Origin of the sequence: Ilumatobacter fluminis (assembly GCF_004364865.1) — a bacterium.
Taxonomy (GTDB): domain Bacteria; phylum Actinomycetota; class Acidimicrobiia; order Acidimicrobiales; family Ilumatobacteraceae; genus Ilumatobacter; species Ilumatobacter fluminis.
The window spans coordinates 711,099-727,715 of record NZ_SOAU01000001.1 but is presented as its reverse complement, the minus strand read 5'-3'; the positions used below and the strand labels follow the sequence as shown (position 1 = coordinate 727,715).

Genomic DNA, 16,617 nt, shown 5'->3' with positions numbered 1-16,617 from the left:
TCTCGCGTCACCAGCGCACCGTGCGCGTGGCGATCGCGTACTGGTCGATCCGCTGCGCCGCCAGGCGGCCCGACAGCATCACCATCGGGACGCCGACGCCCGGCACCGTCGCGCCGCCGGTGAACGCCAGGCCGGGGATCCGGTCGTCGGTGTTGCTGGGACGGAACGGACCGGTCTGGCGGAACGTGTGGGCGAGCGAGAACGGCGTGCCCCGATCGAGACCGAGCGACCGCCACGTGAGCGGGTCGACGAACCGTTCGACCACCACGTCGTCGACCGGGTACCCGAACGACCCGAGACGATCGCGGAGCTGGCCGGCGAGCTGTGCGCCCTCCGACGACCAGTCGACCTTGCCGTCGAGATTCGGAACGGGTTCGAGGGCGAAGATGGTGCTCGATCCGTCGGGTGCGGCGGTCGGGTCGGTTCGGGACGCAACGGTCACGAAGGTGGACGGATCGCTCATCCGGACCCCGGCATCGAGTGCGGCGAACGCATCGTCCCACTCCCAACCGAAGTGGATGTTGTGGTGCTCGGTGCCCGCAGGTGGCAGCCCGCGAACACCGGCGCTCCACACGACGCACGACGGGGCGTACCGGGCGTGGCGCGACCGCCGCGGTGCCTTGACGTCGAGCAAGGTGCGATACGCCACCGGTAGGTCGACGTCGCACACGACGGCGTCGAGCCGAACCCGGCGTTCGCCGGCGATCTCGACCCCGTCGACGGCTCCCGTGTCGTCGCCCCGTCGCAGGATCTTGGTGATCGGCGCGTCGTACACGAACTCGACGCCGCGGCGATCGAGCTGTCGGGCCAACGCGTCGGCGACGGCCGAGATGCCCCCGTGCACCTCGTAGACACCGGCGATGGTGTCCATGTAGGTGATGACGGCATACAGCGACAGCGCCTGCTGCGGAGCGACACCGGCGTAGAGCGACTGGAAGCTGAACACGCGTTGGAGTCGCGGCTCTTCCAGGAACGATGCGACCGCCTGGTCGAGCCGCCGGAACCCGGCCGTGCGAACGAGACGAGCGAGTACACGCCACTTGGCGAACAGGTCACCGGCACCGTCCCACTGGGTGTCGATGAAGTTCGGCATCTCGATGCGGTAGAGCTCGGTCAGCCAGTCGGCGAACGCCTCGAAGTTGGCGGCCTCACGAGGGCCGGCGAACTCGCGGATCTCCTCGGTCATCGGGCCGCGACCATGACGGACACGGAACTCCGAACCATCGGCGAACACCGCCCGGTAGGCCGGGTCGAGCGGCGTGATCGTCACCTCTCGTTCGAGGTCGGCGCCGATCGCGGCAAAGGCCTCGCCGACGATCCGCGGCATCGTGAGGACCGTCGGCCCGAGCGCGAGCCGGAATCCGTCGACGACCTCCGTGGTGGCCCGACCGCCCGGTGCGGACGATCGCTCGAACACCGTGACCTGGTGCCCGGCCGCGACGAGGTGCGCTGCCGCCGAGAGTCCGCCGAGGCCCGCTCCGATCACGCCGACGCGCATCAGATGGTCACCCTCCATCGTCCCGCCGGAGGAGCCATCGCCTAGATCTCCCGACGGATCACGAAGTCGGCCAGCGCAGTCAGTTCGCGTCGCGGCTCGTCGTCGATGTCGAGCGCCGCCAGGGCCGCGAGGGCGGCTTCGGTTCGCTGCTCGATGGTGGACTCGAGGTCGGCCAGGGCCCCGGTGTCGACGATGGTCTGCTGCGCGGCGGCGACGTCGGCATCGGTCATGTCGGCGGCACCGACCTGCTCGAGCACCGATCGCTGTTCGGTCGTCGCCGCCGCGATCGCACGGGCGAGCAACGGGGTCGGCTTGCCCTCCCGCAGATCGCCGCCGACCGGCTTGCCGGTGGCGGTCTCGTCGCCGAAGGCGCCCATCACGTCGTCGCGCATCTGGAAGGCGTCACCGAGCGGCAGGCCGTACGCCGACAGGCCCGCCTCGAGCTCGGCGAACCGCCGTGGGTCGGCGAGCGCGGCGCCGAGGTGCAGCGGACGTTCGATCGTGTACTTACCCGACTTGTAGCGACAGATCCGCTCGGCCTGCGCGACATCGCGCACACCGCGGACCGAGCCGAGCACGTCGAGTACCTGGCCGACGTTCAGTTCGATGCGCAGCTCGTTCCAGATACCCCACGCCGTGGCGTTGGCGCCGTGGAGCAGGCGGTCGGAGTAGACGAATGCCAGGTCGCCGATCAGGATCGCGATGCCCTCACCGAAACGACGCGACTCGCCCGACCAGCCTTCGGCATCGTGGAGTTCGGCGAACACGGTATGAGTCGTGGGTTGGCCACGGCGGCTCGCGGCGTCGTCCATCACGTCGTCGTGGAACAGGGCGAACGCATGCATGAGTTCGAACGCCGCGCCCGCATCGACGACGGTCGGGTCGTCGGCAGCACCGCCGGCGGCGACGAAGCCCCAATGACAGAACGCCGGACGGAGCCGCTTGCCACCGGTGAGCACGAGGCGCCGGATCTCGGCCATCGGTTCGGCCAGGTCGGCATCGAGTGCGGCCCATCGCTCGAGTTCGGGTGTGAGCACGTCGTCGAGGCGCGCCTCGACGCGTTCGGCGATCCGGAGCAGCGAATCGGGGGCGGTCGCAGGCACGGTCCCAGGCTAGAGGTGCGCCGAGGCGACGCGATCGCCGGAACCGGCGATCTACGATCCGACGCATGCCCGACGACGAGCAACCGAAGCGGGACCGTCCGCCTGCACCAGACCCCTTGGCCGACTACCCCGTCGGCCCCGACGACGCCGGCAACGCCGTGATGGCGGCCTACGCGTTCGCAGTGCGGGGCCGGCGTTGGCTCGTCGATCGAATTCGACGGAGCCCCTCGTAGGGCGATTCAGCCGCCGTCGGCGTCGAGGTCGGCGATGACGTCGTCGATCCGCAGCCGTGCGGCATCGATGCGATCGCGGCACACGGCGATGAGGTCGGCGGCCCGTGCGACCCGATCGGCGAGCCGGTCGACGTCAACGTCGCTGCCTTCGAGTTCGCGCAAGATCGTGTCGAGCTCGGACAGCGCCTCGGCGTAGCCGATCTCGGGCGTGGTGGTTGCGTCGTCGGTCATGGTTCCTCGGTTCGGCTGGTGAGCGTGCCGTCGGCCAGCTCGGTGGTGATGACGGACCCGGTCGGGGCCTGCTCGACACTGCGGACGACGGCGCCGTCCGCGTCGCGGGTGATGGTCCAGCCGCGACGGAGCAGGTTGACGGGGTCGAGGAGAGCGAGCCTGCTCGCCGCGGCGTCGAGCGACCTGGTCTCGGCGTCGAGCAGCTGTGGCGACCGCCGCACGAGACGTTCGGCGAGGGCGGTCAGGCGCTGCTCGTGGTTGGTGAGCAGACGGCTCGGTGTCGTGGCGAGCCGTTCTTCGCGCGTCGACAACCGCTCGTCGGCCCGCTCGACTGCGGCATGAGTTCGGCGGGCGACCCGATGCGCACGGTCGACCAACGAGCCCGAGGCTTCGGTGACCCGTCGTTCGGCAACGGCGGTGATCGCCGCCCACGCCTGCTCGATCTGGCTGCTGAAGTCGGCGACGGCGTCGATCAGCGCTCGCGCGCACGCCGTCGGGGTCTTGTACGAGGCGTGGGCGACCTCGTCGGCGACCGAGCGGTCGATCTCGTGACCGAGCCCGGTGATCACCGGCACCGTCGACGTGGCGATCGCCATCGCAATCGACTCGGCGTCGAACGTCGCCAGTTCGTTGCGAGCGCCGCCACCACGGATCACCACCACGCAGTCGACGTCGGAGCGCCGGGCGAGTGTCGTCACGGCGGCAGCGACCGAGCGGTCGGCCCCCTCGCCCTGGACCCGCGTGTCGCACACCCGGAGTTCGAAGCCGAAGCCGCTCGTCTCGATCTCGTGGTGGAAGTCGTGCCAGGCCGCAGTGCCGACGCTCGTGACCACGCCGACGCGCAGCGGGGCAGCCGGCCACGGGCGACTGCGGTTGGCGTCGTAGAGACCGCTGGTGACGAGCCGGCGGACGACCTGGTCGCGAGCCTGGGAGAGCTCTCCGAGCGTGAACCGCGGATCGATGCCGGCCATCTTGAGACCGAGCCGACCGTTGGGGGCGTAGTAGTCGAGATGGCCGTAGATGCGAACCTTCATGCCGTTCGTCAGCTCGAGCCGGTTCTTCTTCAGGACCGGCGTGAGGTTGCGCTTCATGGGTGCGAACAGCGACACGTTCATGACGGCGCGCCCGCGTTCGGTGTCTTCGACGAGCGCGAAGTAGGTGTGCGGCCCACTGTTGCGGAGCCCGTCGATCTCGCCCCGGACCCAGACCCCGTCGAAGAAGCCACGCCGGAGCTGGTCGTTGATCGCGTCGGCGAGTTCGCCGACCGAGTACGTGGGGTTGGCGGCGTCGTCGACCGGTTCGTCTCCGAAGTCGAACGCTGGCTGGCTCACGATGCTCGATTCTGGCCCGGTTCGGCGCGACGGCCAACCGGGCGGGCTCAGGCGCCGAGACGTCGGACGTTCGGCGGCGTTGCGTCGGACGACGAGCCGTCGTCGAGTTCGGTGAACAGTTGCCCGTCGATCGGCAGGTTCCGCTCACGACGGACGGCATCGAGCTGCTGCAACGGCTTCTCGAGCTGACGCTTGCGCGTCCCGACCAACTCGTCGAACTGGCGGTCGAGGCGCTCGAAGCTCGACTTCACCTTGTCGAGCTGGTCGGTGTACTTCTCCCACTGGGTCGAGAACTTGCCCATGAGCGCCAGGATCTGATCGCTGGTCTGCTCGATCATGAAGTTGTCGTACGCCTGTCGAATCACGCCGAGGAACGCGAACAGGGTCAGCGGCGAGCACATCACGACGCGCTGGCCCATCGCATCGTCGAGCAGGCTCGGGTCGTGCTCGTGGATGAACCCGGTCAGCTGCTCGTTGGGCAGGAAGAGCAACACGTAGTCGACCGACTGCTTCGCCGACTCGTTGGCGTAGTCGCGCTTGGCGAGTTCTTTCACCCGGGCCCGCACATCGCGCAGGAAGGCGGTGCGATGGGCCTGGCGCTCGGCCTCGGTGCCGGCGTCGAGATAGCGGAGGTACCCCGCCATCGGGAACTTGACGTCCATGTAGAGCTCGTGGCCCTTGGGGAGGGGGAACGTGAAGTCGGGGCGACCGGTCGCCCCGTCGAGCTGGGTCTGCTTGACGTAGTTCACGTTCTCGACGAAGCCGGCGAGCCGCAGCACGTCTTCGGCCATGCGCTCACCCCACTGACCACGCGCCGTCGACGATGCCATCGCCTCGCGCAGCGCCCGTGCCGAGTCGTTCAGGGTCTGGGTGACCTCGGCGTGGCTGCGCAGCGAGGCGTCGACCTGGCCGAACCGCTGGGCGCTCGACTGGGCGAGTTCGGAGACGATGCCGCCGAGCTTCGACATCTCGGCTCGCATCTCGGCCTGAACCTGCTCGAGCCGTGAGTCGATGACGTCTTTCTTGGCCCCGAGGTCGGCAGTCGATTGCTCGCGCGCCTGGTTGGCGGCGGCGCTGAGTTGCTCTCGCTGCATGACGGCGGCCTGCTGCAGTGCGGCATGGACGGCCGCATCGCGCTCGGCGGCCGACGACGCCCGCATCTCGGCCAGTGCCGACGAGACGGCCTCGTGGACCAGTTCGTCGACGCGAGGCTCCGGCTCGAGCGGCTCGTCGGGCTCGAGGTCGATGCCGTGATCGGGCACGGCCGGGGCGGTGTGCTCGTAGCGGCGGCGGGTGACCTCGACCGCCACGAAGGCGGCGACGGCCCCGACGACGGCGAGCAGCAGCAGCACGAGCAAGATCTCCATGTCCCCATGATGACGAAGGGGTGTCACACAGTTGCGGATGCCCCCTGACCAGGCAGTTCGCGAACAGGGCCCAGGACGGCGTCAGCCGTCGCCGGTCCAGCCGGCCCGGTCGATCCACCAGGTGCAATCGATGCCGTCCTCACCGGGCGAATCGATCCCGTCCGGCCGTTCGGGTCCGCGACGGAAGCCGAGCGAGCGCGGCACACCGGCGCTCCGTCGGTTGGCCCGATCGTGGTGGATCTCGACGCGCTCGGTGTCCGGGTCGCCGAAGGCGACGGTCGTCAGTGCACGCGACAGTTCGGTCGCATACCCGCGACCGATGTGATCGACGTGGATCCAGTAGCCGAGATCGACGACGCCCGGACCCTGACGGCGATGGAGCCCACAACCGCCGACGACCTCGCCGTCGACCCGGACGCCGTAGTTCGCGTCGCCACCGCCCTCGTGTGCGCGCCGGCCGGCCTCGATGAACCCGATCCGGTCATCGCGGCTCAGCGGTTCGAAGCGGACCCAGACCATCCACGGCCGGAGGTGTTCGAGGCTGGCGGTGATCGCGTCGTGGAGCGCGGGCGCGTCGTCGGGGTGCCACAGCCGCAGCAGCAGCCGTGGGGTGACGACGTCGCTCGGCCACACGTGCACACCGTCCACGATGCCATCGGCGCCGCTGCCGAGCCGCGTCGGATTTCGGGGCCTTACGGCCCGGTGGCGGCGGCAGCGGTCGCCGACTTGCGGAGACCGAGACGCCACAGGCCGAGTGCGACTCCCCCGGCGGGGATCATGAGCAGCCAGGTGAGCAGGCGGAAGATCAGCACGCCTGCGGTGATCTGGTTGATGAACTCGTTGCCGGCGATCGCGGCGAGCAGACCGGTGAGCGCGAGTTCGGTGACACCGGCACCGCCGGGCATGATCGGCACGATGGTGAGGCCACGCTGGATCGCCCACACGGCGAAGATCGCCTCCCACGAGATCGCCGACTCGGGCACGTCCATGAAGCGCAGACACATCACGAGCAGCGCCACGCGTGCGACCGACACGAACACGCCGGAGGCGATCGCCCGCCCCCACCGCCCACGCAGCAACTCGATCGACTGCGCTCGCTGGTCGACCAGCCAGTTCGCGATCGGGGACCCCTCGCGACTGCGGCCCACGAGCCGGACCGTGACCCGCCAGAACCGGTCGAGCACCCGACCGAACCAGTGGGTGCGACGCTCGGACACGATGACGAAGATCATCAGCCCGACGAACACGCCGACGATGATCAGCCCGGAGATCAGGATCGACATGATCGTCCCGAGCGGGATCTCGGCCGCCGCCAGCCCGATCGCCGCCACGACGGGGAAGAGGAGCTTCATGCCGATGTTGATAATGCCGCTCGCCGCCACGGCCGTGCCGGCGGTGTTGCTGTCGTACCCCCACGACACGAACATCTTGTAGCGAACCGGCATGTCGGACGGTCCCGGCACGATCGACGCGACGGCGACCGGGCCCATCCAGGCCAGGGCGCCACGTCGGGCCGGGAGCCCCTCGACGACCGACGCCGTGAGCAACGACTCCGCCCACACCATGATCACGGTGCCCGACAGCAGGGCGATGATCTCGGCGTCGTCGAGGGAGCGGACCGAGTCGACCACCTCGTTCCAGTCGAGGTCGTCGAACGCCCACACGAGGAGGGCCCCGGCGATCCCGAGACCGACGGCCATGAGCAACGCGCGCCCACCGACACTGCGCACCATCGCCCAACGAGACCGAGCATCGACCTCGACGTCGGCCGGGATCTGTACGTCGTCGACACGCTCGTCGTCGTCGGACCCGCTCATGCGGCGCTCAACCTAGTCGGAACGTGTGCGCGCACGTCCGCCGTCTGCGGTTCAGGACCAGGGGCGCGAGGCGTGGGCCATGCGGTCGCGCTGCCACCAGCGGCCGCTGTAGCGCCATGCCAGCGTCGGATCGACCTCGGCCGGTGCGGCAGCCATCGGCTTCGGCCACAACGCCTCGACCGCCGCCATCACGGCAGCGGCTTCCTCTGGCGTCGGGGCCGGCGAGATCGTCGGATCGCTCACGCCGAGCACACTACGCGAACGCCACGAGATCGGACCAGCCGACTCACTCCGTCACGACGTACGTGTCGGCCACCTTGTCGTGCCACGTCTGGTTCTGACCGTCCCAGATCATCCACAGGTACCCGAGGTAGAAGATGTTGGCGCTGATGAACCCGGCGAACAGCGACCGGCCGATCGCCTTGCCCCAACCGGGGGTGGGGCGAGTGATTTCGACCGTTCGGTCGGATGATCAGAGCGGCACGTTGCCGTGCTTGCGCTGCGGCAGGTCTTCGCGCTTCGAGCGGAGCACACGGAAGCCGGCGATGACCTTCTTGCGCGTCTCGGCGGGCTGGATCACGTCGTCGACGAAGCCGCGCTCGGCGGCGGCGTACGGGTTCGCGTACCGCTCGGTGTACTCCTCGACCAGCTCGGCTCGGCGTGTCGCGGGGTCGGCGGCCTGCTGAAGCTCGCGGCGGTACACGATCTCGACGGCGCCCTGCGGGCCCATGACGGCGAGTTCGGCCGACGGCCACGCGAACGACAGATCGGAGCCGATCGACTTCGAGTCCATGACGACGTAGGCGCCGCCGTAGGCCTTGCGGGTGATGACCGAGATGCGCGGCACCGATGCCTCGCAGTAGGCGTACAGCAGCTTCGCGCCGTGGCGGATGATGCCGCCGTATTCCTGATCGACGCCCGGGAGGAAGCCGGGCACGTCGACGAAGGTCAGCAGCGGGATGTTGAACGCATCACACGTGCGCACGAAACGGGCGGCCTTCTCGGCCGACTCGATGTCGAGCACGCCGGCGAGCACCATCGGCTGGTTGCCGACGACGCCGACCGGGTGGCCGTCGACACGGGCGAACCCACAGACGATCGACTTCGCCCAGTGCGGGAAGTACTCGAAGAACTCGCCGTCGTCGACGACGGAACGAACGACTTCGAGCATGTCGTACGGCAGGTTCGGGCTGTCGGGCAGGATGGAGTCGAGCTCGGGGCAGAGCCGCTCCGGGTCGTCGCCGACATCGTCGACCGGCGGCTGCTCGAGGTTGTTGGCCGGCAGGTACGAGAGCAGGAAACGAACGTCGTCGAGGCAGGCCTTCTCGTCGTCGGACACGAAGGTCGCGACGCCCGACTTGGTGGCATGCGACATCGCCCCGCCGAGCTCCTCGAGGGTCACCTCTTCACCCGTGACGGTCTTGACGACGTCGGGACCGGTGATGAACATGTGCGACGACTCGCGCACCATGAAGATGAAGTCGGTCATCGCCGGGCTGTACACGGCGCCGCCGGCGCACGGGCCGAGGATCACCGAGATCTGCGGGACGACACCCGACGACTGCACGTTGCGCCGGAAGATGCCGCCGTAGCTGGCGAGGCTGACCACGCCCTCCTGGATGCGGGCGCCGGCGCCGTCGTTGAGGCCGACGACGGGTGCGCCGGTCTTGAGCGCCAGATCCATCAGCTTGTGGATCTTCTCGGCGAACACCTCACCGAGGGCTCCGCCGAACACGGTGAAGTCCTGGCTGAACACGAACACCTTGCGGCCCTCGACCGTGCCCCAGCCGGTGATGACACCGTCGGTGTAGGGACGCTCGCCGAGTCCGGCGTCATGGGCGCGGTGGCGTGCCAACAGGTCGAGCTCGTGGAAGCTGCCGTCGTCGAGGAAGTACTCGATCCGCTCCCGGGCGAGCATCTTGCCCTTGCCGTGCTGCCGCTCGACGGCCCGCTCGGAACCTGCGTGGTACGCCTCCTCGCGGCGGCGCTGCAGATCGTCGATCTTCTCCTGCATCGAAGTCACGTCGTGCACGCTACTGCGCGGGCCTCGTCGGGAAAGAAGACGCAGGGCGGGGTCAGAGCGCGGCGAGCAGCGCCTCGAAGCCACGCCGGTGCGCGGACGTCTCATCGGCCGAGGTGTCGCGGGTGGTTCCCTCGACGAGGATCGACGGCAGCCGCATCGTCTTGTACGTCCACGTCTCGCCGCCGCCGTGTTGGGCAATCGGCGGCTCGTACGCCAACCCGGCGGCACCGGCCCACGCTCTCGCGAGGTGTTCGACGCTCGGATCGACCGCCGAGACGTACTCGTACGGCTGATGGATCCAGACGGTGACCGTGGGGCGCAGTTGTTCGACCAGCGTCATCAACGCCTGGGTCTCCGGCTCGCTGGCGGGGGTCGGGCCGCCGTCGGCGCGCGTCCACCACCACGGGAAGTTCCGGTTGAGATCGACGTCGCGTGCGTTGTTGCGGCTCCCCCGGGCCCAGCCGTCGGGGTTGGCGACCGGCACGATCCAGGCGTCGATCCCCGTCGGGATCGGGACCGTGGTCAGCTCGACGCCCACCGGGGCGACGCCTCGTTCGTCGCCGTGCACTGCGGCCACGACCAGCACCGACTTCCGTGAGTCGGGACGCACGGTGCGGTGGGCGACGATCGGGCGCCCCTCCACCGAAGTACCGATCCGGTGTGCCTCCCACCGCCGACGGTCGGGGGTCGCGAGCCGTTCTGCACGCTTGCGGGCGGTCGCCAGGCCGTCGCCGCGGAGCTGGTCGAAACCGCCCTCGGCTGCAGCGACGCCGCCCGTCATGACCGCACCGGCGGCGGCCGCGAGGAACAGCCGACGGCGTGTCAGGACGCGCTCGGGGATCGGCTCGGTTCGCAGTTCGCCGTCCCCGCACACGACGTCAAGTCTGGCCCAGCCGCGGGGCCTCGCCAACCCGTTATCGCCCTGAGCGATGGTGGTCCTGGAGTCCGTGTACGGCGTCGACGATCTGGTCGACCGAGACCAGCACGAGGTTCGCCGCGTCGCCGAGCGGGACGAACGAGTCGACTGCTGCGACACGTCGGATCGTCGCGTCGACGCCACGTTCGACCAGCGCCGTGACGACCCCCTCGCCGACCCCGCCTGCGTGTCGCGTCTCGTCGACCACCAGCAGCCTGCCCACGTCGGCGGCGTGATGGACGAGCTGGTCGACCGGGAGCGGAGCCAGCCAGCGCAGGTCGAAGACTCGGCACGACACACCCTCGGCGGCCAGCTGTTTGGCGGCTCGGAGTGCGAGATGGAGCCCGTTGCCCCACGTCGCGATCAGGACGTCGTCACCCTCGCGGACCAGCCGCCCCTCGCCGATCGGCACGTGCCCGTCGACCCACTCGTCGGGATGCGGATAGGGCGCCGTCCACACGTCGTCACCGTCGTCGTGGAGATCTCGGGTGTGGTAGAGCGCGATCGGCTCGAGGAACGCGCTGACCGTGCCGTCGGCGAGCGCTGCCGCGACGCAGGTGCGGAGCATCGGCGCCGCGTCACTCGGATGTGCGGGGCTGGCGACGACCAGACCGGGGATGTCGCGGAGCACCGCCACCGAGTTGTCGTTGTGGAAGTGACCGCCGAACCCCTTCTGGTAGCCGTAGCCGGCGATCCGGACGACCATCGGGTTCCGGTATTGACCGTTCGAGAAGAACGACAGGCTCGCCGCCTCGCCCCGCAGCTGGTCCTCGGCGTTGTGAAGATACGCCAGGTACTGGATCTCGGGGATCGGCACCATCCCGCTCACACCGGCGCCGAGCGCGAGGCCGAGGATCGACTGCTCGTCGAGGAGGCTGTCGAACACCCGGGCCGCACCGAAACGTTTCTGGAGACCGCGGGTCACCCCGTACACGCCACCCTTCGCCGCCACGTCCTCACCGAACACGAGCAGCTGGGGCGTGCGGGCGAGTGCGTCGGCGAGGGTGCGGTTGATCGTCTCGGCCAGGGTGAGCGGGCCGGCCGACTCGGGCAGCTTGCCGCCGAACGCCTGGTTGCGTTGTTCGGCGTCGGCCGCGGTCGTGGCCAGCGAGCGGACGAGATCGGGTCGCCGGGGCGACAGCGGCTCGATCACCTCGTCGGCGGACGCGATGCGCGGACGGCCCGTCATCGACATCGCCCGTTCGCGGATCTCGGCGCGCCGCTCGAGGTATCGATCGACGAGCGAGGAGGGATCGATGCCGGCGTCGACCAGCGCCCGAGCCGTGCCGAGGATCGGGTCTCGTGCGTAGTCGGATCGGATGGCTCCGCCCGAACGGTAGGCCGTCTCGACGTCGGTGCCGGCGTGGCCGAGGTAGCGGACCGTGCGGAGATGGAGCACCGCCGGGCGTCCCGTGGCGCGGACGTCGGCGGCGAGCCGCGCGGTCGTGTGGAACACCGCATTGGGGTCGGTGCCGTCGACCCGGGCGTACCCGAGACCCGGCCGGTTCGACAGGGTGGCGTCGATCCAGCCGCTCGGGGTGGGCACGCTGATGCCGAGACCGTTGTCCTCGCACACGAACAGGAGCGGCACGGGCAGACCGCTGTACGCCGTGTACGCAGCGGCGTTGATGGCGCCCTGCGCCGTGGAGTGGTTGGCGCTGGCGTCACCGAACGAGCAGACGGCGATGGCGTCGCCCGGCCAGGCGGCGTCGACGCCGAGTCGGGCCGCCCGGCGGATCGCGAACGCCACACCGAGTGCTCGCGGCAGATGGGATGCGATCGTCGAGGTCTGCGGGATCACGGCGAGGTCGCGATGACCGAACACCTTGTGACGACCACCTGCGATCGGTTCGTCGGTGAGGGCGAGCATGCCCGCCAGGACGTCGCCGATCGCGTCGTGCCCGGGCCGCTGACGCGCCCGTCCGCAATAGAAGCCGCCCGATCGGTAGTGGAGCAGAGCCGGATCGGTCGGACGCAGTGCGATCGCGACGGCCGCGTTGCTCTCGTGTCCGGCCGATCCGATCGTGTAGTAGCCGAAACCCTGGCCCCGCAGCCAGCGTGCGGTGTGGTCGAGCAACCGGCTGTCGACCTGGGCCCCGAAGATCTGATCGAGCGGGACCGGGACCTCGTCGTCGGGGCCGGACACGCGGTCGCGTTCGTCGGTCGGTTCGAGCGCGATGACGGCCTCGAGCAGGTGGCGTTCGAGATCGTGCAGGTCGTCGGGCAGTTCGGGCACGTCGGGAGCGTACGCCTGCCGACCCGTCGGGTACAGGCTGGGTGACGGGTCAGCCGAACAAGGCGATCAGCGCCGCGAAGCCGTTGCGATGAGCAGCGACCATCTCGGGCGTCGCGTCCCAGCCGTTCGCCTCGATGAGCATCGAGTTGTAGCCGCCGGTGAAGTTGGTCCAGCTCTCGCCGCCGCCGTGCTGGGTGACGTCTCGGCGGACGGGCAGACCCGCCCCGGCGGCCCACGCTTCCTCGAACGAATCCGGGGTCGATCCGATCGAGCTGATGTAGTCGAGGGGCTGGTGCACCCAGACGGCGACGTGCGGTTCGGACCGGATGATCAGGTCGGCGACGGCCGTCGACTCGGGTTCGGAGAACGGCGCCGGGCCGCCGTCGTACGCGGCCCAACCCCACCCGAAGTTGCGGTTCAGATCGACACCGTTCGCGTTGGCCCGGGTGCCGGCCTCGACGCCGTCGGGATTCATCTCGGGCACCAACCAGACCTCGATGTCGGTCGGCATCGGCACGTCGACGAGCGCTCGCACGATCGGCGGGCTGACGGGCTCGTTGCCGTGGATGCCGCCGATCACGACGACACGGACGCGAGCGGTTCCCTCGACCGGTCGGTGCAGGGCGACGATGTCGCGCCCGAGCACCGACGTGCCGATCCGCTGGGTCTCCCACCCGTCGGGGAGCGGCGGGGGTGGGATGTCGGACTTGGGGCGGACGTCCCAGATCGACCCGGTCCGAGCAGGCGCGAGCGTGGTCGTCGGCGCGGGCGGAGGCGGCGGGGTCGTGGTCGTCGTGGTCGTGGTGGTCGACGTGGTGGTGCTCGTCGTGGTCGATGTGCTGGTCGTGGTACTGGTCGATGTGCTGGTCGTCGTCATCGTCGGGAGCGTCACGGGCAATGTCGTGGTGGTCGTGATGGTCGTGGGAACCACCGTCGTGGTCGTGGGAACCACCGTCGTGGTCGACGACGTCGTCGCAGTCGTCTCGATCCCGGGCGACGCGTCACCGCCGTCGCCGGCACATCCGGCGACCAGCACACACGCTGTCACCATGAGACCCACCTGCCATCGCACGGTGCCGAGTCTGGCAGCGGAGATGCTGCATGTGGCAGCGCGCCACGGCAGACTGTCGCCAATGGAGCGGAAGATACGAGTCGCCGGTGGCCAGATGGGCCCGATCCAACGCGCCGACGAACGCGAGCAGGTCGTCGAGCGGCTGATCGCCCTCCTCACCGAGGCCGCCGACCTCGGGTGCGATCTGATCGTGTTCCCCGAACTGACGCTCACGACGTTCTTCCCGAGGTGGCACACCGGCAAGGTGTCCGACTTCGACCACTTCTACGAGACCGAGATGCCGAACGCAGCGACGCAACCGCTGTTCGACGAAGCGAAGCGGCGCGGCATCGGGTTCTCCCTGGGCTACGCCTTGCTCGAAGAAGCCGCCGACGGCGTCGTCCACCGCTGGAACGTGCAGACGCTCGTCGATGCGAGCGGCGAGATCGTGGGCACGTTCAAGAAGGTCCACATCCCCGGCCACGACGAGTTCGACCCTGCCCGGCCGTTCCAGCACGCCGAGCGATACTTCTTCGAGCCGTCGCCCGACGGGTTCGGCGTCTGGGAAGCGTTCGGTGCGCGCGTCGGGATGATGATCTGCAACGACCGCCGGTGGCCCGAGACGTACCGCGAGATGGGGTTGCAGGGCGTCGAGCTGATCCTGTGCGGCTACAACACACCGATCCACTACGTGCCCGACCCGAGCCAGGACCGTCTGCAGGGCTTCCACAACAAGCTGGTGATGCAGTCGGGTGCCTACCAGAACGGCACGTTCGTGGTCGGTGTCGCGAAGGGCGGCGTCGAGGAGGGTGTGGCATCGCTCTGCGAGTCGATCATCGTGGCGCCGTCGGGTGAGATCCTCGCCGAGGCGGCGACCGACGGCGACGAGGTGATCTGGGCAGATCTGCGTCTCGACTGGTGCAAGCAGTACACCGGCACCTTGTTCGACATGGACTACTACCGACGCCCCGAGGTGTACACCCGGCTCACGACGATGCGGGGCCCGAACGGGTGACCGACCCCTGGGCACGCCCCTCCGATGACGGAGCGCGAGCCCGACGGCCGCCTGCGCAGTCGGTCGAGATCGAACTCGACGGCCCCGACGGCCCGACCGGCGATCCGGGAGAACGGATCGACTCCGGCGAACCGAACTGGAGGGCGGTGTCCGGCATCGCGGCCGTCCTCGGCGTGGTGCTCGGTCTCCTCGTCGCCGGGGTGATCTTCTGGTCCGGCGGCGACGACGGTGACGAGGGCGAGCCGTCGTCCTCGACACTCCCGATCGACGAACTGACCGCCGAGATCACGGTTCCGCCGACGCTGCCGCCGGTCGAGACCGCTCCCCCGACGACGATCGCCGGGCTGGAACGAATGGCCCCCGAGCCGCGCCCGGTGACCGTCCCGACCTACCCGCCGTCGAGCGGGGCCGTCGCCGACTGGGACACGGCCGTCGAGTTCGACACGCTGGCGAACTCGATCGTCGCCGAACTGGTCGCCGACTCGTCGGCCGGTGACGGCCCCTCGTCCGGTCAGGCGATCTGGGACTCGACCAGCCGTCGATTCGAACTCCGGCTCGACTTCCCGATCGGCACGTCACGCACGATCTACGACACCGTGACCGAGACGGTGTACGAGACGGTCGAGCGACCGCGATCCGGCGCAGCCACGTGGACCAGCAGGGCAGGGGACGACTACTTCCCACCCTCCTTCGACCCGATGGAGTACTTCAGCGAACTCGTCCTGGGGCCGGTGCGAGCCGACAACGCCGATCTGGCAACCGACGTGACGACCGACCGGAACGTGGTGAGCGTTCGAGCCGTCCCGACCGTTCGCACCACCTACCGCCTGCCGATGTTCACGCTCGGCGCCTGGGCCGGCGACGGCGACGAGCCTGTCGACGTCGACGTCTTCGTCGACGAGGGCGGCCGGGTCGTGCGGAGCCAGTTCACGTACGTGAACCCCACCGCCACCCTGGTCCAGGTGCATTCGCCGACCCGCGTCGACGTCAGCGTCGAGCTCCCGTCCGACGCGGACATCGAACAGGCCTCGTCCGACGCCGTCACGGCCGAGTCGTTGCGCCCCGTGTACGAGACGATCGAGCCGGTCCCGGCGAACAGCACCGGCCAGTACTCGATCTCGGCCGCACTCGATCAGCGCGACGAGTCTCCGCCGGCGGCCGCTGCGATCGACGTGTCGTGGGCCGGCAACACCGCCCGGTTCACGGCACAGCGCGACGACGGCAACGACCGCCGCCTGCTGACACAGACGTTCGACGCGGTGTCGACGGTGTCGGTCCAGATCGACGACGCCGCAACGGCGACGACGTACGTGACCGACGACGTCGAGGGGGTCTGGACCCGACTGACGAGCACGGGGCCCGGCGGCCGGCTCCCGCCGGTCGACGAACGGATGATCAGTGGGCTCGTGCCCCGGGCAGCGCTCGAGGACGCCGAGGTCCTCGAGTTCTACCGGTACGTCGTCCTCCGCGACGGCACGATCGCGCTCGAGGCCCATCTCGAGGTCGCCCCGGGTGAGATCGTGCTGCCGAGCAGGGTGCCGATGACCCTCGACCCGACCGAACCGGTCGAGGTCTATCTCTACGTCGGGTCGGGCGTCGTCCACGAACTGCACATCGTCGGCAACCAGGGAGAGCCGCAGGCCCTCGTGCAGTGGTTCGACCTGCGCGCCGCCCCCGACATCACCCTCCCCGACGACGACCGGGTCGTCGACGGCTGATCCCGCGCTGCCCCCGCCGCGGCTTTGCGGATGACCGCACGATGCGCGAGGGTCGACACGTCAGCGGAGACACGACGG

General features: G+C 69.5%; 16 protein-coding genes. 3 read left to right on the top strand and 13 right to left on the bottom strand.

Translation table 11 applies throughout. The annotated features are described in order from the left end of the window. Positions 1 to 7 precede the first annotated feature (7 nt). Positions 8 to 1,498, bottom strand: a complete 1,491-nt coding sequence (locus BDK89_RS03245) for a phytoene desaturase family protein (RefSeq protein ID WP_243839080.1) — start codon at positions 1,496 to 1,498, stop codon at positions 8 to 10. Positions 1,499 to 1,539: 41 nt separating this feature from the next. Continuing rightward, positions 1,540 to 2,601, bottom strand: a complete 1,062-nt coding sequence (locus BDK89_RS03240) for a polyprenyl synthetase family protein (RefSeq protein ID WP_208293944.1) — start codon at positions 2,599 to 2,601, stop codon at positions 1,540 to 1,542. Positions 2,602 to 2,666: 65 nt separating this feature from the next. Between BDK89_RS03240 and BDK89_RS21580 the strand changes: the two genes are divergently transcribed. Next, positions 2,667 to 2,834, top strand: a complete 168-nt coding sequence (locus tag BDK89_RS21580) for a hypothetical protein (RefSeq protein ID WP_166657346.1) — start codon at positions 2,667 to 2,669, stop codon at positions 2,832 to 2,834. Positions 2,835 to 2,840: 6 nt separating this feature from the next. On the opposite strand, the gene xseB is transcribed toward BDK89_RS21580, so the two are convergent. From xseB to BDK89_RS22015, 11 genes are all read right to left on the bottom strand, one after another. Further along, positions 2,841 to 3,065, bottom strand: coding sequence for an exodeoxyribonuclease VII small subunit (gene xseB / locus BDK89_RS03235; protein ID WP_133867590.1), 225 nt, complete (start codon positions 3,063 to 3,065; stop codon positions 2,841 to 2,843). Next, the gene (xseA, locus tag BDK89_RS03230) at positions 3,062 to 4,396 is read right to left on the bottom strand and encodes an exodeoxyribonuclease VII large subunit (RefSeq protein WP_166657345.1); all 1,335 of its coding nucleotides are present in this window, start codon (positions 4,394 to 4,396) and stop codon (positions 3,062 to 3,064) included. The genes xseB and xseA overlap by 4 nt, the downstream gene beginning before the upstream one ends. A gap of 47 nt (positions 4,397 to 4,443) precedes the next feature. Then, positions 4,444 to 5,763, bottom strand: coding sequence for a DNA recombination protein RmuC (locus BDK89_RS03225; RefSeq protein ID WP_133867588.1), 1,320 nt, complete (start codon positions 5,761 to 5,763; stop codon positions 4,444 to 4,446). Positions 5,764 to 5,844: 81 nt separating this feature from the next. After that, positions 5,845 to 6,411: a GNAT family N-acetyltransferase gene (locus BDK89_RS03220; RefSeq protein WP_166657344.1), complete on the bottom strand. Its 567-nt coding sequence runs from the start codon at positions 6,409 to 6,411 to the stop codon at positions 5,845 to 5,847. 44 nt (positions 6,412 to 6,455) lie between these two features. Continuing rightward, positions 6,456 to 7,580: a lysylphosphatidylglycerol synthase transmembrane domain-containing protein gene (locus BDK89_RS03215; RefSeq protein ID WP_133867586.1), complete on the bottom strand. Its 1,125-nt coding sequence runs from the start codon at positions 7,578 to 7,580 to the stop codon at positions 6,456 to 6,458. A 51-nt stretch (positions 7,581 to 7,631) separates the two neighbouring features. After that, positions 7,632 to 7,823 carry a hypothetical protein gene (locus tag BDK89_RS03210; RefSeq protein ID WP_133867585.1) on the bottom strand — a complete coding sequence of 64 codons (192 nt, stop codon included), beginning with the start codon at positions 7,821 to 7,823 and terminating at the stop codon, positions 7,632 to 7,634. Positions 7,824 to 7,866: 43 nt separating this feature from the next. After that, complete coding sequence (locus tag BDK89_RS22635; RefSeq protein ID WP_133870954.1) at positions 7,867 to 8,031, bottom strand: RDD family protein; 165 nt, start codon at positions 8,029 to 8,031, stop codon at positions 7,867 to 7,869. 21 nt (positions 8,032 to 8,052) lie between these two features. Beyond that, on the bottom strand, positions 8,053 to 9,594 hold the full coding sequence (locus BDK89_RS03200) for an acyl-CoA carboxylase subunit beta (protein ID WP_133870953.1): 1,542 nt from the start codon (positions 9,592 to 9,594) through the stop codon (positions 8,053 to 8,055). Positions 9,595 to 9,655: 61 nt separating this feature from the next. Then, the gene (locus BDK89_RS03195) at positions 9,656 to 10,477 is read right to left on the bottom strand and encodes a M14 family zinc carboxypeptidase (protein ID WP_133867584.1); all 822 of its coding nucleotides are present in this window, start codon (positions 10,475 to 10,477) and stop codon (positions 9,656 to 9,658) included. Between the two features lie 40 nt (positions 10,478 to 10,517). Beyond that, positions 10,518 to 12,746 (bottom strand): transketolase C-terminal domain-containing protein, encoded by a 2,229-nt coding sequence (locus tag BDK89_RS03190; RefSeq protein WP_424955294.1) that lies wholly within the window; start codon positions 12,744 to 12,746, stop codon positions 10,518 to 10,520. Between the two features lie 58 nt (positions 12,747 to 12,804). Next, positions 12,805 to 13,827, bottom strand: a complete 1,023-nt coding sequence (locus BDK89_RS22015; protein WP_133867583.1) for a M14 family zinc carboxypeptidase — start codon at positions 13,825 to 13,827, stop codon at positions 12,805 to 12,807. 61 nt (positions 13,828 to 13,888) lie between these two features. Here BDK89_RS22015 and BDK89_RS03180 point away from each other — a divergent pair, with 61 nt between their 5' ends. After that, complete coding sequence (locus BDK89_RS03180; RefSeq protein ID WP_133867582.1) at positions 13,889 to 14,821, top strand: nitrilase-related carbon-nitrogen hydrolase; 933 nt, start codon at positions 13,889 to 13,891, stop codon at positions 14,819 to 14,821. Continuing rightward, on the top strand, positions 14,818 to 16,539 hold the full coding sequence (locus BDK89_RS03175) for a hypothetical protein (RefSeq protein ID WP_133867581.1): 1,722 nt from the start codon (positions 14,818 to 14,820) through the stop codon (positions 16,537 to 16,539). Before BDK89_RS03180 ends, BDK89_RS03175 begins: the two co-directional genes overlap by 4 nt. Positions 16,540 to 16,617: the final 78 nt, after the last annotated feature.

Bases quoted from the DNA above. Each gene is read 5' to 3' on its own strand.
- BDK89_RS03245 (WP_243839080.1), bottom strand. From the start codon at position 1,498: ATGCGCGTCGGCGTGATCGGAGCGGGCCTCGGCGGACTCTCGGCGGCA.
- BDK89_RS21580 (WP_166657346.1), top strand. From the start codon at position 2,667: ATGCCCGACGACGAGCAACCGAAGCGGGACCGTCCGCCTGCACCAGAC.
- xseB (WP_133867590.1), bottom strand. From the start codon at position 3,065: ATGACCGACGACGCAACCACCACGCCCGAGATCGGCTACGCCGAGGCG.
- BDK89_RS03225 (WP_133867588.1), bottom strand. From the start codon at position 5,763: ATGGAGATCTTGCTCGTGCTGCTGCTGCTCGCCGTCGTCGGGGCCGTC.
- BDK89_RS03215 (WP_133867586.1), bottom strand. From the start codon at position 7,580: ATGAGCGGGTCCGACGACGACGAGCGTGTCGACGACGTACAGATCCCG.
- BDK89_RS03200 (WP_133870953.1), bottom strand. From the start codon at position 9,594: ATGCAGGAGAAGATCGACGATCTGCAGCGCCGCCGCGAGGAGGCGTAC.
- BDK89_RS03180 (WP_133867582.1), top strand. From the start codon at position 13,889: ATGGAGCGGAAGATACGAGTCGCCGGTGGCCAGATGGGCCCGATCCAA.